This window comes from Streptomyces sp. NPDC041129 (genome assembly GCF_055592265.1).
Window position 1 is genome coordinate 139976 of the sequence record NZ_JBVIYV010000011.1, and the last position, 20276, is coordinate 160251.

Genomic DNA, 20276 nt, shown 5'->3' on the forward strand with positions numbered 1-20276 from the left:
GCAGGGAGCATCCCCGTAGAGGTGAGGGACAGCGCGACAGGTGAGCGACTCCGGACAGAACTCGAGCCGGCGCCGGGAGCACGGCGGCGACCACTGGGCGACACGGCTGCTCGGGGCGGCCGGCCCCGGCGCCCCGACGCGCCGGCGCGCCGCCTCACAGGCGGTGGCCGCGCTTCCGGTGGCGCTCGTCGTGATCATCGTGCTCGTCGACCTAGTGACCGGGGCGGGCCTGCCCTGGCTGCCCATGCTGGCGGCGGGACCCGCGCTGGCCGCCACCACCAACGGGCCGCGTGGCGTCCTGTGCGTCGGTCTCCTCGCCGCGGCGCTGTGCGCGGCCCTCAGCGCGGTCTTCACCGTGCCGGGCCGTGAGCCGGCGGCCGTGCTCTGCTCCGTGCTCGCGGTCACCGCGGCGAGCGGCCTGGCCAGCGATCTGCGCGGCCGGCGGGAGCGGGTGCTCGCGGCGGTCCGCTCGGTCGCGGAGGCCGCCCAGCACGCCCTGCTCAAGCCGGTCCCGGAGACCGTCGGCCCGTTCCAGGTGGCGGTGCGCTACAGCGCCGCCGCCGCGGAGGCCCGTATCGGCGGGGATCTCTACGCGCTGGTGCCCACCCCGCACGGGGTCCGGCTGATCGTCGGCGACGTGCGCGGCAAGGGGCTGCCGGCGGTGAGCACCGCCGCGCTGGTCCTCGGCGTCTTCCGCGAGGCCGCCTACGACGAGCCCGACCTCCTGGCCGTCGTCGGCAGGATCGAGCGGAGCCTGGCCCGCAACCTCGGGCCGGACGACTTCGTCACCGCCGTGGTCGTGGGCTGCCCGCGGCCCGGTGAACTGGAAGTGGTCAACTGCGGGCACGCGCCTCCGCTGCTGATATCCGCGGCCGGGGAAGTGGAGCCGGTGGACCCCGTCCGTCCCGCCCCGCCCCTCGGGCTGCGCGCGCTGTCCGGCGAACACCCGGAGCTGCACCTGCTGCCCTTCGCGGACGGCGACCAGCTCCTGCTGTACACCGACGGGGTCACCGAGGCCCGCGACCACGCGCGCGAGTTCTACCCGCTTGCCGAAGGCGTGGCGCGGCACGTGTCCGAAGACCCGGCCCGCACCCTCTGCGCGGTCCACGCCGATCTCCTGGACCACGTGGGCGGCCGGCTGCACGACGACGCGGCCCTCCTTCTGCTCCGGAGGTCCGCCGAGGAGACGCCCGGGGGCGAGTCCGAAGAGGCGGGCCGTGCGCCGGACGCGGGGCGCGAGGCCGCGCCGGTGCGGTCCGAATCCCGGCCGGTGGCCGTCACCTGCCGCGGCCGCTGAGAGCGGTGATCAGGCCGCCACGAGGTCGGCCCAGCGTGTGCACCCGCCGGGATGGACATGGATGCCGTGCCGGTCGGCCAGAGCGTGCACGATGTCCTCGCCCCGCCCGTGTTCGTCCGGGTCGGCCCACGCGGGTGACTGCCCCACCGGCCGGGCCGGCCCCGCGTCGGTGACCTCCACCCGCAGCACCCCGGGCCCGTCGCCGCGCACCCAGGAGAGCCGCAGCGCCGCCGGTGGCAGGGCGTGCACGATCGCGTTGGTCAACAGCTCCGACACCACCAGCAGCGCGTCCTCGACGACCGCCGGGGACACCTTCCAGCCTGCGAGGATCGCGGCCACCCGCCGGCGTACGACCGAGACGGCCCCGGCGAAGGGCGGCAGCACGAAGACCTGTTCGCGCGACTCCCGTGCCAGCGTGTTGAGCTGTACCGCCATGTTGGTCTCCTGGGGGTGAAGCAGTGCGGGCCAGGCGCCCGGTCCCGGCATGTGCCGGGCCTTGTAGGCACGCTAGGGAGGTCGGGCGGGCCGGTCAATGAACAGGGGTCGGCATTGCCGAACGACCCGGTCCGAGCGGGGTTACCGTACGGTCCCCACGTACGCGAAGCGAATCTCCCGCAACGGTAATAGGCTCGCTTCATGGCCGGTCCGGTCCAGTCGATCGAACGGGCGGCGGCGATTCTGCGCCTGCTCGCCGGTGGGCCCCGACGGCTCGGGCTCGGCGAGGTGGCCGCCTCGCTCGGGCTGGCCAAGGGAACCGCCCACGGCATCCTGCGCACCCTGCAGCACGTGGACTTCGTCGAACAGGACGCGGCGACCGGCAAGTACCAGCTCGGGGCCGCCCTGCTGCACCTCGGCACCAGCTATCTCGACGTCAACGAACTGCGGTCGCGCTCCATCAACTGGGCCGACGCCCTGGCCGCCCGCAGCGGGGAGGCGGTGCGCCTGGGCACCCCGCTGGAGGGCAAGGTCCTCGTCGTCCACCACGTGTTCCGGCCCGACGACTCCCTCCAGACCCTGGACGTCGGCTCGCTGCTGCCGCTGCACGCCTCCTCACTGGGCAAGGTCCTGCTGGCCTTCGGCACCGCGCCCTTCGAGCAGGCCCTGGAGTCCGGTCTGGAGACGTACACCCGGCACACCCTGGTCAGCACCGACCGGCTCAACCGCGCGCTGGCCGAGGTGCGCGACCACGGATGGGCCGCCGAGATCCAGGAGATGAGCATGGGCGAGGCCGGCATCTCCGTGCCGATCCGGGGACACGGCGGTCTCGTGGTCGGCGCCATCGGGCTGTCCGGGCCGGTCGAGAGGATCTGTGACAACGCCGGCCAACCCCGTCCGAACCTGATCACCCTGATCCGGGAGGCAGCACGGGCCATCTCCAGAGACCTGGGCGCGGCCCGCTGGTAGGCCCCTCCCGCCCCCGACGCGACGCATCGGAAGGTGAACCCGATCATGGTTGACCGGTATGTGATGTCCATCGATCAGGGCACCAATTCCACCCGCTGCATCCTGTTCGACCACGGGGGACGCCTCGTTTCCGTGGCGCAGCGGGAGCACGAGCAGCACTTCCCGAAACCCGGCTGGGTGGAGCACGACGCCGTCGAGATATGGCAGAACCTGCGGCGTGTCGTGCCCGAGGCGCTGTCCGGCGCCGGAGTCGAGCCGGACCGCATCGCCGCCGTCGGACTGGCCAACCAGCGGGAGACGACCGTGCTCTGGGACCGGCGCACCGGTACCCCGCTGGACCGGGCGATCGTCTGGCAGGACACCCGCACCGAGCCGCTCGTCGAGGCCCTGGGACGCGATCCCGGCAGGGAGTTCTTCCTCGACCGGTGCGGCCTGCCACCCTCCACCTACTTCTCGGCGCTGCGCCTGCGCTGGCTCTTCGACCACGTCAAGGGCCTGGAGCAGCGCGCAAGGGACGGCGAGGTGCTGTTCGGCACGATGGAGAGCTGGCTGATCTGGAACCTCACCGGGGGCACCGACGGCGGACTGCACATCACCGACGCCACCAACGCCAGCCGCACCATGCTGATGAACATCCGCACCCTCACCTGGGACGACGAACTCCTGGCGTTCTTCGGCGTGCCCCGTGCGATGCTGCCGGAGATCAGGTCCTCCGCCGCGCCCTACGCCGAGTCCCGCGCGCTGCTGCCCGGGGTGTGGATCACGGCCGCCCTCGGTGACCAGCAGGCCGCTCTGTTCGGCCAGACCTGCTTCTCCCCGGGCGAGGCCAAGTGCACCTACGGAACGGGCAGCTTCCTGCTGCTCAACACCGGCACCGAGGTCGTACGGTCCCGGCACGGGCTGCTCACCACCGTCGCCTACCAGATCGGCGACCGGCCGCCGGTCTACGCCCTGGAGGGTTCGATCGCCGTCACCGGCTCACTGGTCCAGTGGTTCCGCGACCGGCTGCGGCTGATCAACAGCGCGCCGGAGATCGAGACCCTGGCGCGGACGGTGGAGGACAACGGCGGCTGCTACATCGTTCCCGCTTTCTCCGGCCTCTTCGCGCCCCGCTGGCGCAGCGACGCGCGCGGCGTCATCGTCGGCCTCACCTCGTACATCACCAGCGGCCACCTGGCCCGGGCCGTCCTGGAGGCCACCGGCTGGCAGACCCGGGAGGTCGTCGACGCCATGAACGCCGACTCCTCGGTGCCGCTGCGGGAACTGAAGGTGGACGGCGGCATGACCGCCAACAACCTGCTGATGCAGTTCGTCGCCGACGTGCTCGACGTCCCGGTGGTGCGGCCCATGGTCGCCGAGACCGTCTCCCTCGGCGCCGCCTACGCCGCCGGACTCGCCGCCGGCTACTGGCCGGACCTGGAAGTCCTGCGCCGCAACTGGCACCGGGCCGCCCAGTGGCTGCCCGACATGGACGCCGCGCTGCGCGACGCGGAGTACGAGGACTGGCAGCGAGCCGTCGAACGCTCCCTGGGCTGGGTCAAACCACCCCGCCCCTCCTGAGACCCGGGCCGCGGCGGACGCCCCGGCGCCCGCCGCCACCGGCCCCGCTCAGCGGCTCGCGCGCTGCGCCGTCACGATCGTGTCCAGTGTCCGCTCCGCCCCCGCCAGCCGCTGCACCCGCTCCGCGAACCCCGGGAACTGCGACGCGACCCTCGTCAGGAGGCGCAGTTCGAGCGGTGCCACGTTGATCTCCGCGACATCGCGCTCGATCGCCCGGACCACGCCCCTGACGACCTTCCCCGGCGCCACCGTGCGGACACCGCCAGGCGTGGGCGAGCCCGTGTTGGCGAACATCCCCAGCTCACGTACGAAACCGGGCTGCACGACCGAGACGCCTACACCCGTGCCGTGCAGGTCCTGGCGCAGGGCGAGGGAGAAGCCGCGCAGCCCGAACTTCGTGGCGTTGTACAGCGACGACGACCGGGTCGCCGCCACCCCCGACAGCGAGCCGACGAAGCAGATGTGGCCGCGTCGGCCGGTCACCATGGCGGGGGCGAGTAGCCGGGCGAGCATCGCGGGCGCACGCAGGTTCACCGCGAGCGCCCGGTCGATCTGCTCCGGCGTGTAGTCGAGCAGGTCGCCGCTGGAGGGAAGTGCCGCGTTGGCGAGCAGGATGTCCGTACCGGCGGCCTCCTCGGCGAGGCGCGCCACGTCGTCGGCGTCGCCGAGGTCGGCCAGGATCATGCGCGCGCCGTACCGCTCAGCCAGGGGCTCCAGCGCCTCGCGCCGCCGGCCGGTGAGGACGAGCCGCGCGCCGCGCGCGGACAGCTCCGCGGCGAGCGAGCCGCCGATCCCGCCGGTGACCCCGGTCAGCAGAACAGTTGCCCCAGCAATGCGCACGGCCATCCTCCAAGGTCTTGTTCGTTCGAACGAACAATAGGCAGGAGGGGAGGTCCTGTCCACTGGTGGAACAATGCGGGGCATGCCGAACGACGCCCCCTCCGGCCCGACGCGCCAGCGCATCATCACCGCCGTCCTGCGGATCATCGGCGAGGACGGGGTCGCGGCCGTGACCAACCGGCGGATCGCCAGGGAGGCGGGAGTCTCGCTCGGCTCGGTCACGTACCACTTCGAGACCCAGCACGATCTGCTGCGGGAGAGCCTGCTGCACTTCGTCCGCGAGGAGGCGCGGCACTTCACCGAGCTGGCCGACCAGTGCCAGACGGACGGCCTCGACATCGCGGACGCGGCCTCCCTCGCCGGCCAGGTCGCCTGCGGCGCGGCGCTCGACAGCGCCCATCTCGCCCCGTTCGAGCTGTACCTGCACGCCGGGCGCGACGAACGGCTCAGGGAGTCGGCGGCGGAGGCGTTCCGGGCCTACGACCGGCTCGCCACCCAGATCCTCACCGCGCTGGGCGTCCCGGAGGCCGAACGCCTGGCGGCCACCACCGTCGCCCTGGTGATGGGCCTGCAACTGCGCCGACTGGCCACCGGCAGCCCCGCGGACGACCTCGCCGACGCCCTGCTCCTCCTCGTGCGCGGGGCCGTCGGCCCGTCGGCGGGGCGCGCGACCCCGTGACCTGACCGAACGCCACGCCCGCTTTCCGAGAGGTGAGTTGAGGGGCGGCCGGAACTCCAGCCCGTCGTGCCGCAGCCATTGACGCCGCGCGCTCGCGTTGGTTGAGTGGCTCATCCACTGAGCCACTGGGAGGACGCGTGGAGGCACTGCCCCGGGAGACCATCGTCGACGTGCTGGAGGGCCGGCTGCGGGAGGACATCCTCACCGGGCGCCGTCCGGCGGGCAGTTACCTGCCGCCCGAACGCACCCTCGCCGACGGCTACGGCGTCACGCGCACCACCCTCAAGCACGCCTTCGGACGCCTGACCCAGGCCGGCCTGCTGGAGACCCGGCACGGCGTGGGCACCCGGGTGCGGGACTACCTGCGCCTCGGCGGCGCCGACCTGCTGCCGATGCTCGTCCGGCACAGCCCCGACTGGATCCGCGAGGTCTTCGAAGTACGGCGCGGCGTCGGGGCGTTGATCGCCGAGCGGGCCGCCGCCCGGGCCGGCGGCCGGGAGCGGGCCGAACTGCGCGACCTGCTCGCGGCGGTGGCGGAGGCGGCGGACACCGACGCCGTACAGCTCGCGGACATCGAGGTCCACCGGGCTCTCGCCCGGGCCACCGGCAACCGCGTCTACGTCCTGCTGACCAACACCCTCTTCAACGCCTACCTGCCGGTCCGCGCCGCGCTCAGCGGCCCGTTCACCGACGCCCGAGTGGCCCGCGAACGCCTGGCGCCGGTGGTCGAGGCCGTCGTGGCCGGTGACCGGGCCGGTGCCCGGAGCGCGGCCGAGCGGTATCTGACGGCGACCGAACGGATCATGCTGGAGGGCCTCGCATGAGCAACGGCAACCGCGGCCGCTTCGGCGCCCCCGCCCGCGGCACCGCCTTCGCCGAGACGATGCTCGGCACGCTGCGGCTCGACGGCGAGGACCGCACCCGCCGGATCCGCCTCGACCTGACGGTCCGCGCGGACCGCCTGCTGCGGCCCCTCGGCACGACGGAGGCCCGCGCCACCGGGCGGATGCGGGTGGCCGGCTGGGCCGACGATCCGGACGCCGAGGGCGAGTTGGAGATCTCGCCGGTGGCCCGCCGCCGCATCCACTACCGTCTGGCGTTCAGCGCCGGCGGCCGCCGGCTCACCCTCGACGGCTGGAAGTCGGTCACCGCGCTGAGGCCCCTGGCCTCGATGACCGTGCTGCCCTACACCCTCCTCGAGGACGGACGGCGGATCGGCACCGGCACCCTCCGCTTCCCGCTCGCCACCCAGCTCCGGCCGTTCCTGGCGAGCTTCCGCTTCCCCCGGCCCGAGAAGCCCGGTGCCTTCCTCGCGCCCCGCTGGCGCGGCGAGCCCGGCCGTACCGAGGTCTGGTACACCACCCTCACCGACCCGGACAGCGGCAGCGGACTGTGGCTGCACCACGAACTGACCGCGCCCGCCGACGGATCCGAGCCCTACGCGCACGGCTGGGCCGCGGTGTTCCCCAAGGACGGCCCGGTGCGGCACGCCCGCTTCGGCCCCGCCGCGTGGACACCCGGAACATCCGGCTTCGACGCCGCCGGGGTCACGGCCGCACCGGGACGCCTGACCGGTACGGCCGAGGACGGAGCACTGAGCTGGGACCTCACCGAACTCCCCACGGACGAGCCGCTGTTCACCTTCCCGCGCTGGTCCTGGCGCCGGCCCCTGCTGCCGGCCGCCCAGATGCTCCCCGCCGCCCGCGCCGCCTACCACGGCACCTTCACCCACGACGGCACGACCCTGAAGCTCACCGCGGCCCCCGGTGCCTCCGCCCGGATCTACGGTCACGGCAACGCCCGCCGCTGGGCCTGGCTGCACGCCGACCTCGGCGGCGGGGACGTCCTGGAGATCGTCGCCGCCGTCTCCACACGCCCGGGTCTGCGCAGGCTCCCGCCGCTGGTCTTCCTGCGGCTGCGCCGGTCCGGCCGCACCTGGCCCCGCCGCCCCGAACGGGCGGCCGTCGGCTGGGCCGGAGCGGGCCGGTTCCGGGCCGGCCTCGCCCTGCCCGCCTGGACGGTCACCGGCCGCAGCGGCCTGCGCCGCATCCGGGTCGAGGTCACCCAGCCCCCGGATCGCACCCTCGCCCTTGACTACACCGACCCCGACGGCGGCCGAGCGACCTGCCGCAACAGCGAACGCGCCGACGCGCACGTGCTGCTGGAGCGGTGGTGGCCCGGTGGCTGGCGCACCGAGGGGGAGTGGACGCTCGACGGCACGGCTCACGCGGAGGTGGGCACCCGATGAGCCTCACCGGTCTGGTGTCCGCCCTCATCGCCGACGACGGCACCGCCGACTGGCCCCGGCGCGTCCCCGGCAGGCTACGCACGGTCCTCTCGACGATGCCGCTGCCCGCCCGGGCCGGACTGCGGGCGGCGGCGAGCGCCGTCGACGCCTACGCCGTGGCGCGCACCGGACGCACCCTGGACACGCTCGGCGTACCCGAGAGGCAGTCCGTACTGGACGAACTGGGCGCACGGCCCGCCCTCCTGCCGCTCCTGGACGTCCTCAAGGTGCCCGTCCTCCTGGCGGCCGGAACCGAGCGCATGCTCCAGGACGGCCCCGCTCCGCGCGGCCCCGCCCGCGAGGACCCGCCGCTCGACCTGACACCCGCGGCCGACTGGCCCGCGCGGTCCCGTGCCGACGCCGTGGTCGTCGGCTCCGGCGCGGGCGGGGCGATGGCCGCACGGACCCTGGCGCGCGCCGGACTCGACGTCGTCGTCCTCGAAGAAGGCCGGCACCACTCCACCGCGTCCTTCGGCAGGAGCGCGCCCCTCGACCGGTTCACCCGGCTCTACCGGGACGGCGGAGCCACCCTCGCCGTGGGCCGCCCACCGCTGCTGCTGCCGGTGGGCCGGGCCGTCGGCGGCACCACGGTCGTCAACTCCGGCACCTGCTACCGCACTCCGGGCCATGTCCTCGCCCACTGGAGCCAAGACCTGGGCTTCACGCTCGCCGACGGCTTCGAGCGGCACCTGGACGAGGTCGAGCGCACCCTGAAGGTGGCGGGCCAGCCCACCGACGTGCTGGGGAACAACGGCCGGCTCACCCTCGCCGGTGCGCGTGAACTCGGCTGGCATGCCGCGCCGTTGCGCCGCAACGCGCCCGGTTGCCGGGGCTCCTGCCAGTGCGTGGTGGGCTGTCCGACCGGCGCCAAACAGAGCGTGCAGCTCTCCGTGCTGCCCGAGGCCTGCGCCGCCGGGGCCCGGATCGTCACCGGCGCCCGGGTCGAACGCGTCCTCGTCGACCCCGACCGCCCCGGCGGCCCCCGCGCGGCCGGCGTCCGCGTGCGCCGGGCGGACGGTGCGTTCGAGATCCTCGCGCCGCTGGTCGTCGTGGCGGCCGGCGCGCTGCAGTCCCCGCCGCTGCTGCGCCGCTCCGGACTCGGCCGGCACCCCCGCCTCGGCCGCAACCTCAGCGTCCACCCGGCGACGAGCGTCGCCGGACGGTTCGCCGAACCGGTCACCGCGTGGGAGGGCGTGCTGCAGAGCGTCGGCGTGGAGGAACACCACGCCGACGGCATCCTCATCGAGGCCACCGCCACCCCGCCCGGCATGGGCTCCTTCGTCCTCCCCGGACTGGGCGGCGAGCTGCGCCGCGAACTCGAGGGCGCCGACCGGCTCGCCACGCTCGGCGCGATGATCGCCGACCGTCCCTCCGGCCGGGTCCTGGGCCGGGACCGCACCCTGCTCCGCTACGACCTGGACCGCCGCGACGCCGACCGGCTGACGCGGGCCGTGCGGGCCATGGGGGAGCTGCTGTTCGCGGCGGGCGCCGAGGAGGTGCTCACCGGCATCCCCGGCACACCCCGCGTCCACCGCCCGGCCGAACTGGACGCCGTGCTCGCCCGTACGACGGCACGGCAGCTCCACCTGTCGGCGTACCACCCCACCGGCACGGTCGCGGCGGGCGCGAATCCCCGGATCTTCCCGGTGGACCCGCGGGGCCGGCTCCGCGGAGTGCACGGGGTCCTGGTCGCCGACGCCTCGGTGCTGCCGAGCTGCCCGCAGGTGAACCCCCAGCTGAGCATCATGGCGGCGGCCCTGGCGATCGCGGAGGCGCACACGGGGGCCTGAGGGGCGACTCGCGGGCGCGGTGGTTGCCCGGGGTACCGGTGATCGTCAGCATGGGCGGGTGGTTCTCGTTCCCGGCTGGGTGTGGCAAGGGGGCCCGGTGCGCAGGGCGCTGGGCGCCGGGCTTGCCGCGGGTGTCCTCTTCGGCCTGTTCGTCCTCGTCGAGTCGGGATCCTGGGCGGCCGCCGCCGTCGTCCTTCTGGTGCTGACCCCGCTGCACGGCGTGCGCGTGGCGCGGCGGATGAGCAGGGTCTGGCCCGCCGGCGCGGACCTCGACCCGGCGGACCGGGCGGCGGTGGTACGGGCCACCCGGCGCGGCGAGACCGTCCGGGACCCCCGGCTCGCGCCCGATGTCGTCCGCTACGCCGAGGTGCTGCGCGTCACCGCTGAGCGGGACCGGCTCCGGGGATGGGTGATGGCGCTGTTGGCCGCGGTGGCGCTGGCCCTCGCCGGGTACGACACCGTGGCCGGGACGGCGCGGGAGGCCCTGGTGTCGTGGCTGGTGGTCGTCCTGGTGGCGCTGGAGCTGATCTGGTGGCCCAGGAGGCGGGACCGCCTGATGGCCAGGGTGCGGCGCGCCGAGGCGGCGGCCTGCGCGCCGGAGCGACGCGAGGCGCCGGGCGGGTGAGGGACCCCGCCCGGCGCCTCGCCACCCGCCTTGTCAGGCCGCCGCCGAGGGGCGGATGTTCTGGTTGAGCCGGAACAGGTTGGTCGGGTCGTAGGCGTCCTTCACCCGCACCAGCCGTTCGTGCACCGCGCCGGGGTACGAGGCCCGCACCCGGTCCTCGGCGGCGTCCCCGGTGAAGTTCACGTACATCGAGCCGTCGCCGTGCCGTGCGATGTCCTCACGGGTCGCGCGGGCCCAGGCGACGTGCGCGTCGAAGCCCGTCGCGTCGGGGGACCGCGCGATCACGTTGCACAGCACGCCCGGCGCGCGCCGGCTGAACGCCGTGGCCTCGGCCGGGACCCGGGCGAAGGCTCCGCCGAGCTGGTGCAGATGTATCTCGCTGAAGGGCGTGGGGGTGGTGAGATGGTGCCGCAGCACCGCGTCGAGGGCGTCGTCGGACGGCTCGATGAACGCCGACGTGAAGTAGTTGTGCGCTCCGGGCGTCCACATCGGGTCGAGCAGTGACTGCATGCCCGTGTACGGCATCGGGCCCATGAGGTCGGCGATGGGCGTCCCCAGGGTGCGCAGCGGGCCGACGGCCGCCTCGCCGGCCGCCGGGTCGCCCGCGTACATGCCGGCCAGCGCCACCACGCGGGTGCCGTGCACCTCCGGTGGCAGGAACGGCACCGGGGGCGCAGTCGTCAGGACGGCCATGGTCGTCAGCTCGTCGGGCATGCCGCGGCTCAGGTCGCGCCAGCCGGTGACCACCTGCCGGGCCTGGTCGAGGGGGTAGAAGGTCAGCCCGCCCAGCACCTGGGGCCCGACCGGGTGCAGCCGGTACTCCAGCGAGGTGACGACACCGAAGTTGCCGCCGCCCCCGCGCAGCGCCCAGAACAGCTCGGAGTTCTGCTCGGCGTCCGCGCGGACCACGCGGCCCTCGGCGGTGACGACCTCGGCCGCCGTCAGGTTGTCGGAGGCCAGCCCGTGGCGGCGCACCAGCCAGCCCACCCCGCCGCCGAGCGTGAACCCGGAGATGCCGGTGGAGGAGACCAGCCCGCCGGTCACGGCGAGGCCGAAGGCCTGCGTCTCGTGGTCGAGGTCGCCCCAGGTCATCCCCGCCTGGGCGACGACCCGCCGGCGCACCGGGTCGACGACGGCCCCCTTCATCGGCGACAGGTCGATGACGATGCCGCCGTCGCAGGTGGAGAACCCGGCGATGCTGTGCGCGCCGCCGCGCACGGCGACGAGCAGGTCCTGGCTGCGGGCGAACTCGACGGCACGGATCACGTCGGCGGTGCCGGCGCAGCGCACGACGAGCGCCGGCCGCTTGTCGTGCGCGGCGTTCCAGACCGCCCGCGCCTCGTCGTAGGCGGCGTCGCCGGGGCGGACGACGGTGCCGCGCAGGCCTGCCTCAAGTTCGGCGATGGTGGCGTCCCCCAGGACGCCCCGTGCCGTGTCGATCGACATGGTCGGCTCCTCGGTCACGAGTGCTTGTGCTGACATCCATGACCGTAGGCAGCGCCTCTTAGCAACCACTCAGCAGCCGCTTTGAGCCGTCGGCGGCGGCACCGGGCCACCTGTCACATCGGGTCCGCGCCGGTCACCGAGGCGGGCGAAGTGGGCCGCGGCGCGGGCGGCCGAAGCGGCGGCGGCCTCCCGCTCGCCCGCCTGCTCCAGCAGCCGCGCCAGCATCAGCTCGACCCATCCCGCGGCGGGCACCGAACCGGGTACCCGCTCCAGGCGCCGGGCGCGGGTCAGCAGCGTACGGGCCCGTACCGGGTCACCCGCGGCCCGGGCCGCGAGCCCGAGGTGGAGCAGGGTGTTGGTGGTGCCGGGCAGGTCGTCGGTCTCCTCGAAACCGGCCAGCGCGCTGGCCAGTGTGGCCCGCGCGCTCTCGGTGTCACCGGTGGCCAGGTGCAGCAGGCCCAGACAGCCGAGCGTGATGCCCTCCTCCCGGCGGTCGCCGAGCCGGCGCCTGATCGCCAGGGCCGTCTCCAGGTACTTCCGCGCCGTGTCCTGGTCGCCGCCGCGGCGGTGGATGTTGCCCAGTGTGTTGAGGGCCAGGGACTCGCCGTGCTCGTCGGCGAGCGTACGGAAGCACTCGGCGCCGCGTTCCGCCGCCTTGGTGGCGGCGTCCTTGTCGCCCGCGAGCCGGTCGGCCCAGGCGAGGGTCGTCAGCACGTGGCCCCGGGCCCGGGCCGAGCCGACCGTGCGGCCGCTGAGCACCGTCTCCTCGAAGAACACCGACACCTGGCCGGTACCGTCGCCCTCGACGGTGTAACCCGGCGTCATCACCGGGAAGAACGGGCCGTTTCGGCCCCCGGCCCCGTCCAGCAGCCGCAGACTCTCCGCGCAGGCCCGGCCGGCCGCCGCGCCCTCGCCCCGGCAGACCGCCCACACGGCGTCGAGGTGCGCGACGGCGGCGAGGACCGACGGCTCGTCCGCGTCCAGGGCGAGCGACCGGGCCCGGTCGAGCGCGCCGCGGGCCCGGTCCCAGGCACCGCGCATCCACAGCAGGATCGCCTGCTGGAAGCAGGCGTACGCCAGGGCCGCCCGGTCCGGCTGCCGCTGCTGGATGCCGACGATCTCGGCGGCGATGTCCTCCAGCGGCGAGCCGTCACCGAGCCGGATCGCCAGCACGGCCCGGCCCATCAGGGCCTTCGCCCGCTGCGGGGTGGGCTCGGGCGCGGCGGCCAGCGCGTCGTCCAGCCAGCGCCTGCCCTCGGCGAGCCGTCCGCGCTCGGGCCAGAACGAGCGCAGCGCCACCGCCAGCCGCAGCCCGCTCTCCGGCCGGTGGCGCAGGAACGAGCGCAGGGCGGCCCGGAGATTGCCGTAGTCCGCCTCCAGCTCCAGTGAGGTCGCACCGGCGGAGCCGGTGGCCGGCTCACGGTCCCGCGCCTCGGCGAGCCGTAGGTAGAACTGCCGGTGCCGGTCCTCGACCCCGGCCGATTCGCCGCTGCCGCGCAGGAGTTCGGCGGCGTACTGCCGGATCGTCTCCAGCAGCCGGTACCGGGCCTCGTGCGGCCCGGGTTCCACGCACACCAGGGACTTGTCGGCCAGCCGGCCGAGGAGGTCCAGCACCGAGCCGGCCGGAACGCCGTCCGCGCAGACGTCCTCGGCCGCCGCGAGCGAGAAGCCGCCCGTGAAGACCGCGAGCCTGCGGAACAGGCACTGCTCCTCGCCGTCGAGCAGCCGGTGGCTCCACTCCAGGGTGGCCAGCAGCGTCTGCTGCCGGGTCACGCCGTGCCGGCTGCCCCGGCTGAGCAGGGCGAGCGCGTCGTCGAGCCGTTCGGCGATCTGGTCCGGGGCCAGCAAGTGCACCCGGGCCGCCGCCAGTTCCAGGGCCAGGGGCATGCCGTCGAGCCGGAAGCAGATCTGCGCCACGGCCGCCGCGTTCCGCCCGGTCAGCCGGAACCCCGGTGCCGCGTCGGCGGCCCGGTCCACGAACAGCCGTACGGAGGCGAAGCGGGCCAGTTCCTCGACGGGCGGCAGCCGCCGCGGATCCGGCAGCCCGAGCGACGGCACCCGGAAGGTGCGCTCGCCGTAACTGCGCAGCGGCTCCCGGCTGGTGGCGAGCACGGCGACACCCGGGCAGCGGGCGATGATCTGCGAGACCAGGGCGGCACACGCGTCGACCAGGTGCTCGCAGTTGTCCAGGACCAGCAGCGTCCGCCGGTTGCCGAGCTGTTCCAGCAAGGCCTCCCGGGCCCTGCCGGACGGAGGGAGCTGCAGCGCGAGCACGGCGGCGACGGCCTCGGGGACCAGGTCCGGCTCGGTCAGCGCGGAGAGGTCCACGAACCACGCCCCGTCCCGGAACCCGTCGCCGCTCCGGTCCGCCACGGCGAGGGCCAGCCGGGTCTTGCCGCAGCCGCCGGCCCCGGTGAGGGTGAGCAGCCCGCCGCGCCCGAGCAGCCTCCGTACCTCGGCGATCTCCCGCTCCCGCCCCACGAGTCCGGTCGCCGGCGTCGGCAGCCGGCCCCGCCGGCCGTCCGCGGGCCGCTCGCCGGGGTCCACTGAGTCGGCGAGCAGATCCCGGTAGAGGCGGCGGGTCTGCGGGTCGGGGTCGGCACCGGTGTCCCTGTGGAGCGTGTCGCGCAGACGCTCGTACGCCGCCAGAGCCTCCCGGCGCTGTCCTGACTCGGCCAGGGTCCGCATCAGGGCCCGCAGTCCGGGCTCGTCCAGGGGGTCCCGGGCGACCAGGGCCCGCAGCACCTCGACCGCCTCGGCCGTGCGGTGATCCCGCTCGAGCGCCTCGGCCAGCCCCAGCCGGACGGCCGTGAGCCGGGTCTCCAGCGCCCCGGCGGCCTCGGCCACCCAGGTCTCGTAGCGGTCCTCGGGCAGCAGCTCGGCGTCGGCCAGGTCGAGAGCGGCACGGCAGTCCACCGCCGTGCCGCCGGACGCGGCCCTCCGGATGGCCTCGTCGAGCCGGTCCAGGTCGACGCGCACACCGCCGTCCGGCCCGAGCAGCACCATGTCGTCGCGCAGCACGACGATCTCGGCCCGCGCCCCGGCGGAGGCCAGCGCGCGCCGCACGGCGTGCAGCACCTGGTGGAGATTGTTCGACGCGGCCGTGACGTCGAGGTCCGGCCACAGCAGGTCGTAGAGCCGTTCCCGGTGCAGCCGGTGGCCCGGTGCCAGGCAGAGCAGCTTGAGCAGGGTCCGGGCCTTGCGCAGCCGCCATGCCCCGGTGGCCACCGGGCGGTCCTCGACCGCCACGGCGAAACCGCCGAGGAGCCGGATACACACCTCATCGGCCATGACTGTCCTCACGAGCAGGCTACCGCCCGGTGAGCGGCCCCACCCCCGCACCGTCCCGGCACGCGGCCACGTTTGCGGGCCCCGTGAGGGGCAAGCCGCATTCCATGAGTGAACCGAACAAGGGCACGAGCCAGCAGACGCAGGACAAGAAGCGCGCGGCCGCCTCGGCGGCCCGTCGCACCGCCGCCAAGGCGACGGCGCCGGCCTCCGGCGCGGCAAAGAAGGCCGAGGCCGCGGCCGGTGACGGAGCGTCAGCCGCGAAGAAGGCCACCGGGCGTGCCGCCGACGGCATGGCCGGCACGGTGAGCGCGGCGGCCAAGGGCGTCGAAGCGGGACGGCGGGCCGCCGTCGTGGCCTCGGGCCGGGTCGCCACGGTGGCGACGACCGCGTGGACGGTCCTCGCCCACCGCAAGATCGTGGCCGCGGGCGTGAGCGCCGGCGTGACCGCGGTGGGCGTCGCGTCCTACGCGGCGGGCCGCCGCTCGGGCCGCCGCACCCAGGGGCCGATCACCCGCTTCACCGGCGGCCGGATCTGACGTCCGGCGGCCCGCGGTGCGGCGGGACCGTCCGCGGACGGCGGCTACCGTACCGCCGCCTCCGGCGGGCGCTCCCGCAGCGCGCCGTACCCGATGAAGTACGCCGGGAGCCGGCCGAGCCGCGATCCGGTGACCAGTGCGGCGAGGCGCCGGGCGCGCGCCGCGCTGCCGAGCGGCGGCCGTCCCTCCAGCACCGGGGCGACGAACCGGGCGTGGGCCGCCCGCTGCAGCGCCTGGGTGGCGACCGTCGTGGGGCGGCGCCGGCGCTGCACCCTGCGGACGTCGCGGAGCCCCACGGACCCGCGTCGCAGCGGGGCGGCCAGATACCGCGCGGCGGCCACGGCGTCCTCGACGGCGAGGTTGATGCCGATGCCGAAGACCGGGGACATCGCGTGCGCGGCGTCGCCGATGCACAGCAATCCCGGCCGGTGCCAGCGGCGCAGCCGGTCCAGACGCACGTCGAGGAGCTTGACCTCGTCCCATGAGCCGAGAGCCCCGGTGCGGTCCGCGATCCACGGCACGGCGGCGCCGAAGTCGGCCCGGAACCGGTCCAGGCCGGCCGCCCGGCGCCGGCGGTCGGTGCCCTTGCGGATGAGCGCCGCGCACTGCCAGTAGTGACCTCGGTCGATCATCGCGGTGAGGAAACGGTCCCCGGCGCCACCGACCAGTCCGCTCGGGTCGCCCTCCCGGCGCGGCAGCCGGAACCACCAGGCGTCCATCGGGCAGACGAAGCGGCGCAGCCCCAGTTCCGGCCGGCCGCGCGCCAGGGAGCCGCGGCCGTCGCAGGCGACGGTGAGCACGGCGCGCAGTTCGCCGCGGCGGCCGTCGGCGGTGCGGTAGCGCACCCCGGTCACCCGGCCGCCCTCGGTCAGCAGGCCGGTCGCCTCGGTGTTCATCCGCAGGTGGAAGCCGGCCTCCCGCCGGGCCTCGGCCGCCAGCAGGTCTAGCAGGTCCCACTGGGGGACCATCGCCACGTAGTTGTACGGGCCGCGCAGCACCGAGAGATCGGCGACGGTGACCGGCGAACGCCCGCCGCCCACGGGCAGCTGGACGGTGCGCACCCTGCGCTGCGGCAGCCGGGCGAAGCGCTCGGCCAGCCCCAGGTCGTCCAGCAGTGCCAGGGTCGAGGGGTGCACGGTGTCGCCGCGGAAGTCACGGAGGAAGTCGCCGTGCTTCTCCAGCACCGTGACGTCGACACCCGCCCGCGCCAGCAGCAGGGCGAGCACCATGCCGGCGGGACCGCCTCCCACCACGCAGCAAGTGGTCCGCTCCATCACGCCCCCGCCTCTCCGGAGAACATTAATTCATCGGGTGATGAATACTGTACTCCTCGACGGGGGCGCGGCGCGCGTCCTAACGCCTCCGGCGGCGCCCCGGCGAGCGGCCGGCGGAGCCGACCTCCTGAGAGGCGCCGTCCACCTGGACCGGGTCCCGGACCGGGTCGAGTATGTGCTCGCCGTACAGATCCTGCAGCCAGTTGGTCTGGTAGATGGTGTCGAGGTAGCGCTCGCCGAGGTCGGGCGCGACGGCCACCGCGGTGATGCCGCCGGTGTCGTGCTCGGCCAGCCAGTCGGTCGCCCCGCTGACCACCGTGCCGGTGGAGCCGCCGAACAGGAAGCCGCGCCGGGCCATGCGGTGACAGGTGCGGATGGTGTCGGCCTCCTCCACCCGGATCACCTCGTCCACATAGGACTCGTCCAGCAGCGGCGGGCGCATGCTCATGCCCAGCCCGGGGATCATCCGGCGGCCCGGCTCCCCGCCGAAGGCCACCGAGCCCACGCTGTCCACCGCGACGATCCGCACCGGGCGGTGCCACTGCCGGAAGAAGCGCGCGCAGCCCATCAGGGTCCCGGTGGTGCCCGCACCGACGAACAGCACGTCCAGACGCGGGAAGTGACTGGCGATCTCCGGCCCGGTGGTCCGGTAGTGCGCCCGCCAGTTGCCCGCGTTGGTGTACTGGCTCAGCCACACATACCGGTCGTCGGACTCGCACAGCGACCGGACGTACTCCAGGCGGGTGCCGAGGAAGCCGCCGTTGGCGTCCAGGTCGGCCACCACGTGCACCTGGCTGCCCAGGGCCTCCATCAGCAGCCTGGTCGACAGGTTGCAGCGGGCGTCCGTGACGCACAGGAACCGGTAACCCTTGCTCGCGGCGATCATGCTGAGCGCCACGCCCAGGTTCCCCGACGAGGACTCCACGAGGACGGAGTCCGGCTTGAGGACCCCGTCCCGCTCGGCGCTCTCCACCATCTCGTTCGCGGCCTTCAGCTTGATGGAGCCGGCGAAGTTGAAGCCCTCGCATTTCAGGTAGAGGGGGCACCCGAAGATCGACTCCAGGTCGACGAAGAGGTCGCCTTCGTTGAAGGCGTTGGGGGAGGAAATGACGGGCACGGCGGGCCTCCTGGTCCCGGCTGAGGCTGGCCTCAGCCGTACCGACGCAGGTCGTGGAAGAAGTCGTCGACGAGGCGGAGGTTCCCCGCCCTGGCCACTTCGTCGTAGACGTACTTTCCGACGGCGAGATCGAGGACGCCGAGACCGAAGGGCGAGAAGATCACCGGCTCGTCCGGCGGCGGCGCGGCCCGTCCGAGCATCACGTCGTAGAGGGTGCCGTTCAGGAAGTCGCGGCTGCCGGTGCGCTGCTCGACCAGGTGGGGGGAGGTGTCGGCCTTGAGGCAGTGGTCGACGTCGTCGACGAAGTTGGCCGCGCCGAGCAGGATCTCGGGCGCGAGGTCGCGCAGCGACACGTGCAGCACCACGGGGTTGTGGTCGAACCAGGCCGGCGACGTGACGTGCGGCCGGCCGGCGACGGTGGCGAAGACCACGAGGTCGCTGGAGCGGACGAGCGCCTCGGCGCTGTCGTGGACGGTGACCCGCGCCGCGGTGCCGGTCCCGCGCAGATAGCCGCTGAAGCCGGCCGCGCTGTCGGGGGACACGTCGTGCACGCCGATCGAGTCGAACGCCCAGCCGGCGCCGGCCAGGAAGGTGTGGATGTACCGGGCGATCAGGCCGGTGCCGAAGAAGCCCACGCGGGTGGGCCGGGTACGGGTGCGGCTGAGCCAGTCGGCCGCCAGCGCGGCGGACGCCGCGGTCCTGGTGGCGCTGATGATGGAGCTCTCCATGCACGCGAACGGGTAGCCCGTGTCGTGGTCGTTGAGGATGAGCACCGCGGAGGCCCGGGGCAGCCCGGCACTCACGTTCTCGGGGAAGCTGGAGATCCACTTCACGCCGTCCACGTGCACCGAGCCGCCGATGGAGGCCGGCAGCGCGATGATCCGGGAGGTGGGCCGGTCGGGGAAGCGCAGGAAGTACGACGGCGGGTTCACCGAGTCCCCGGCGCCGTGCAGCCGGTAGGTGGCCTCGACCAGCTCCACGATCTGTTTCTCGCGGCCGCCGAGCGCCTGCTGCACCTGTTCGCCGGAGATCACCGCGAACGTCGGCACGGTGGCCGGGACGGGCTCGGCCGGCTGGGTCCCGGTCGACAGAAGATGGGTCATCGCTCACTCGCCTCCGGGGTCGGGCAGCCGTCGGCCAGGCGCTGCGGCTCGGCCATGCCGACCACCACCTGCCGCTCACCGGTGAAGGGCTCCCTGCTGTGCGCGGTGCGGATGTTGTCCACGAGCAGCAGGTCACCGGCCTGCCAGGGCGCACGCCTGGTGTGCTTCTCGTACGTCGCGTTGAGCAGCTGGACGACGTCCTCGCCGATCGGGGTGCCGTCGCCGTAGCGGGTGTTGAACGGCAGGCCGTCCGCGCCGTACTCGTCCACGAGGTACTCGCGCACCTCCGGGGCGAGTGTCCACTCGTTGAGGAACGCGATCTGGTTGAACCAGCAGCGCCTGCCGGTCAGCGGGTGCCGCACCACGGCGCTGCGGCGCTGCTCGGTGCGCAGCGAACCGTCCGGCTGCCAGTGGAAGCCGATGGCGTGCGAACGGCAGTGGCGTTCGATCTCGGCACGGTCCTCGGTGCCGAACGACTCCGCGAGTGAGGCCCCGATCTCGTCGTTGTAGCTGCGGGTCAGCAGCCAGCCCTCGCGCTCGAACCGCTCGGTCAGACCGGCGGGCAGCGCCCTGAGCACCTCCTCGGCGTCGGCCACCGCCGTCGCACCGCCCTCGTCGGGCGCGGTCAGGCACGCGAACAGCATCAGGCCGGGCACCTCCAGCGTGTAACTCAGCTCGTGGTGCATACACATCGGCTGGTTGGCCGGCCAGGCCGTCGAGGAGTACAGCCCCGGGCCGAGAGGCTCCCGGGGGGCGAACGCCTCCCGCTCCGTCATGAGGGCGCCGGCCAGCTTCGCGAAGACGGCTCCGGCCCCGTCCGCGTCCCGCAGTCGCAGGCCGCGGATGAGGAGCGCCCCGTGCTCGGTGACCTGCGCGCGCAGCGCCTCTCGGTGCTCGGCCGCCCAACTCGCCGCGTCACCGGGGGAGTCGACGCGCAGGATGGCGGGACTGTCCGGCCGGGGCTCCACGTCGAGCGAGGTGGCCAGAGGTGAGGAGGACATCTGGGAATCCTTTCGTTGCCCGGCTG

General features: G+C 74.3%; 17 protein-coding genes. 9 read left to right on the forward strand and 8 right to left on the reverse strand.

Annotation, left to right across the window (positions count from 1 at the left end):
- Window positions 1-163 precede the first annotated feature (163 nt).
- Window positions 164-1297 carry a PP2C family protein-serine/threonine phosphatase gene (locus ACZ6B1_RS29515; protein ID WP_468783500.1) on the forward strand — a complete coding sequence of 378 codons (1134 nt, stop codon included), beginning with the start codon at window positions 164-166 and terminating at the stop codon, window positions 1295-1297.
- A gap of 9 nt (window positions 1298-1306) precedes the next feature.
- On the opposite strand, the gene ACZ6B1_RS29520 is transcribed toward ACZ6B1_RS29515, so the two are convergent.
- Window positions 1307-1732, reverse strand: coding sequence for an ATP-binding protein (locus tag ACZ6B1_RS29520; RefSeq protein WP_468783282.1), 426 nt, complete (start codon window positions 1730-1732; stop codon window positions 1307-1309).
- A 201-nt stretch (window positions 1733-1933) separates the two neighbouring features.
- Here ACZ6B1_RS29520 and ACZ6B1_RS29525 point away from each other — a divergent pair, with 201 nt between their 5' ends.
- Window positions 1934-2701 carry an IclR family transcriptional regulator gene (locus ACZ6B1_RS29525; protein WP_468783284.1) on the forward strand — a complete coding sequence of 256 codons (768 nt, stop codon included), beginning with the start codon at window positions 1934-1936 and terminating at the stop codon, window positions 2699-2701.
- Between the two features lie 45 nt (window positions 2702-2746).
- Window positions 2747-4261, forward strand: a complete 1515-nt coding sequence (gene glpK, locus ACZ6B1_RS29530) for a glycerol kinase GlpK (RefSeq protein ID WP_468783286.1) — start codon at window positions 2747-2749, stop codon at window positions 4259-4261.
- 48 nt (window positions 4262-4309) lie between these two features.
- Here glpK and ACZ6B1_RS29535 read toward each other — a convergent pair whose 3' ends face one another.
- Window positions 4310-5101 (reverse strand): SDR family NAD(P)-dependent oxidoreductase, encoded by a 792-nt coding sequence (locus ACZ6B1_RS29535; RefSeq protein ID WP_468783288.1) that lies wholly within the window; start codon window positions 5099-5101, stop codon window positions 4310-4312.
- 82 nt (window positions 5102-5183) lie between these two features.
- On the opposite strand from ACZ6B1_RS29535, the gene ACZ6B1_RS29540 reads away from it, so the two are divergent.
- From ACZ6B1_RS29540 to ACZ6B1_RS29560, 5 genes are all read left to right on the forward strand, one after another.
- Complete coding sequence (locus ACZ6B1_RS29540; protein ID WP_468783290.1) at window positions 5184-5780, forward strand: TetR/AcrR family transcriptional regulator; 597 nt, start codon at window positions 5184-5186, stop codon at window positions 5778-5780.
- A gap of 137 nt (window positions 5781-5917) precedes the next feature.
- Complete coding sequence (locus tag ACZ6B1_RS29545) at window positions 5918-6604, forward strand: FadR/GntR family transcriptional regulator (RefSeq protein WP_468783292.1); 687 nt, start codon at window positions 5918-5920, stop codon at window positions 6602-6604.
- Complete coding sequence (locus ACZ6B1_RS29550; RefSeq protein ID WP_468783294.1) at window positions 6601-8028, forward strand: hypothetical protein; 1428 nt, start codon at window positions 6601-6603, stop codon at window positions 8026-8028. The genes ACZ6B1_RS29545 and ACZ6B1_RS29550 overlap by 4 nt, the downstream gene beginning before the upstream one ends.
- Window positions 8025-9857 carry a GMC family oxidoreductase gene (locus ACZ6B1_RS29555; RefSeq protein ID WP_468783296.1) on the forward strand — a complete coding sequence of 611 codons (1833 nt, stop codon included), beginning with the start codon at window positions 8025-8027 and terminating at the stop codon, window positions 9855-9857. Before ACZ6B1_RS29550 ends, ACZ6B1_RS29555 begins: the two co-directional genes overlap by 4 nt.
- A gap of 58 nt (window positions 9858-9915) precedes the next feature.
- Window positions 9916-10482, forward strand: a complete 567-nt coding sequence (locus ACZ6B1_RS29560; protein WP_468783298.1) for a hypothetical protein — start codon at window positions 9916-9918, stop codon at window positions 10480-10482.
- A 33-nt stretch (window positions 10483-10515) separates the two neighbouring features.
- On the opposite strand, the gene ACZ6B1_RS29565 is transcribed toward ACZ6B1_RS29560, so the two are convergent.
- A complete protein-coding gene (locus ACZ6B1_RS29565) occupies window positions 10516-11928 on the reverse strand; it encodes an FAD-binding oxidoreductase (RefSeq protein WP_468783300.1) in 1413 nt (470 codons plus the stop codon).
- A 69-nt stretch (window positions 11929-11997) separates the two neighbouring features.
- The gene (locus ACZ6B1_RS29570) at window positions 11998-15219 is read right to left on the reverse strand and encodes a tetratricopeptide repeat protein (protein WP_468783302.1); all 3222 of its coding nucleotides are present in this window, start codon (window positions 15217-15219) and stop codon (window positions 11998-12000) included.
- A 104-nt stretch (window positions 15220-15323) separates the two neighbouring features.
- Between ACZ6B1_RS29570 and ACZ6B1_RS29575 the strand changes: the two genes are divergently transcribed.
- Window positions 15324-15755, forward strand: a complete 432-nt coding sequence (locus ACZ6B1_RS29575) for a hypothetical protein (protein WP_468783304.1) — start codon at window positions 15324-15326, stop codon at window positions 15753-15755.
- A 44-nt stretch (window positions 15756-15799) separates the two neighbouring features.
- On the opposite strand, the gene ACZ6B1_RS29580 is transcribed toward ACZ6B1_RS29575, so the two are convergent.
- The 4 genes from ACZ6B1_RS29580 to ACZ6B1_RS29595 all read right to left on the reverse strand — a co-directional run bounded on the left by ACZ6B1_RS29580 (window position 15800) and on the right by ACZ6B1_RS29595 (window position 20250).
- Window positions 15800-17029: an FAD-dependent oxidoreductase gene (locus ACZ6B1_RS29580; protein ID WP_468783306.1), complete on the reverse strand. Its 1230-nt coding sequence runs from the start codon at window positions 17027-17029 to the stop codon at window positions 15800-15802.
- 79 nt (window positions 17030-17108) lie between these two features.
- The gene (gene sbnA / locus ACZ6B1_RS29585) at window positions 17109-18146 is read right to left on the reverse strand and encodes a 2,3-diaminopropionate biosynthesis protein SbnA (RefSeq protein WP_468783308.1); all 1038 of its coding nucleotides are present in this window, start codon (window positions 18144-18146) and stop codon (window positions 17109-17111) included.
- Between the two features lie 32 nt (window positions 18147-18178).
- The gene (gene sbnB / locus ACZ6B1_RS29590) at window positions 18179-19249 is read right to left on the reverse strand and encodes a 2,3-diaminopropionate biosynthesis protein SbnB (RefSeq protein ID WP_468783310.1); all 1071 of its coding nucleotides are present in this window, start codon (window positions 19247-19249) and stop codon (window positions 18179-18181) included.
- On the reverse strand, window positions 19246-20250 hold the full coding sequence (locus tag ACZ6B1_RS29595; protein ID WP_468783312.1) for a TauD/TfdA family dioxygenase: 1005 nt from the start codon (window positions 20248-20250) through the stop codon (window positions 19246-19248). Before ACZ6B1_RS29595 ends, sbnB begins: the two co-directional genes overlap by 4 nt.
- Window positions 20251-20276: the final 26 nt, after the last annotated feature.

Excerpts from the sequence above, each read along its gene's own strand:
- ACZ6B1_RS29550 (WP_468783294.1), top strand. The coding sequence starts at position 6,601 with ATGAGCAACGGCAACCGCGGCCGCTTCGGCGCCCCCGCCCGCGGCACC.
- ACZ6B1_RS29595 (WP_468783312.1), bottom strand. The coding sequence starts at position 20,250 with ATGTCCTCCTCACCTCTGGCCACCTCGCTCGACGTGGAGCCCCGGCCG.
- ACZ6B1_RS29565 (WP_468783300.1), bottom strand. The coding sequence starts at position 11,928 with ATGTCGATCGACACGGCACGGGGCGTCCTGGGGGACGCCACCATCGCC.
- ACZ6B1_RS29575 (WP_468783304.1), top strand. The coding sequence starts at position 15,324 with ATGAGTGAACCGAACAAGGGCACGAGCCAGCAGACGCAGGACAAGAAG.
- ACZ6B1_RS29570 (WP_468783302.1), bottom strand. The coding sequence starts at position 15,219 with ATGGCCGATGAGGTGTGTATCCGGCTCCTCGGCGGTTTCGCCGTGGCG.
- sbnB (WP_468783310.1), bottom strand. The coding sequence starts at position 19,249 with ATGACCCATCTTCTGTCGACCGGGACCCAGCCGGCCGAGCCCGTCCCG.
- ACZ6B1_RS29525 (WP_468783284.1), top strand. The coding sequence starts at position 1,934 with ATGGCCGGTCCGGTCCAGTCGATCGAACGGGCGGCGGCGATTCTGCGC.
- ACZ6B1_RS29555 (WP_468783296.1), top strand. The coding sequence starts at position 8,025 with ATGAGCCTCACCGGTCTGGTGTCCGCCCTCATCGCCGACGACGGCACC.
- ACZ6B1_RS29520 (WP_468783282.1), bottom strand. The coding sequence starts at position 1,732 with ATGGCGGTACAGCTCAACACGCTGGCACGGGAGTCGCGCGAACAGGTC.
- ACZ6B1_RS29540 (WP_468783290.1), top strand. The coding sequence starts at position 5,184 with ATGCCGAACGACGCCCCCTCCGGCCCGACGCGCCAGCGCATCATCACC.
- glpK (WP_468783286.1), top strand. The coding sequence starts at position 2,747 with ATGGTTGACCGGTATGTGATGTCCATCGATCAGGGCACCAATTCCACC.
- ACZ6B1_RS29580 (WP_468783306.1), bottom strand. The coding sequence starts at position 17,029 with ATGGAGCGGACCACTTGCTGCGTGGTGGGAGGCGGTCCCGCCGGCATG.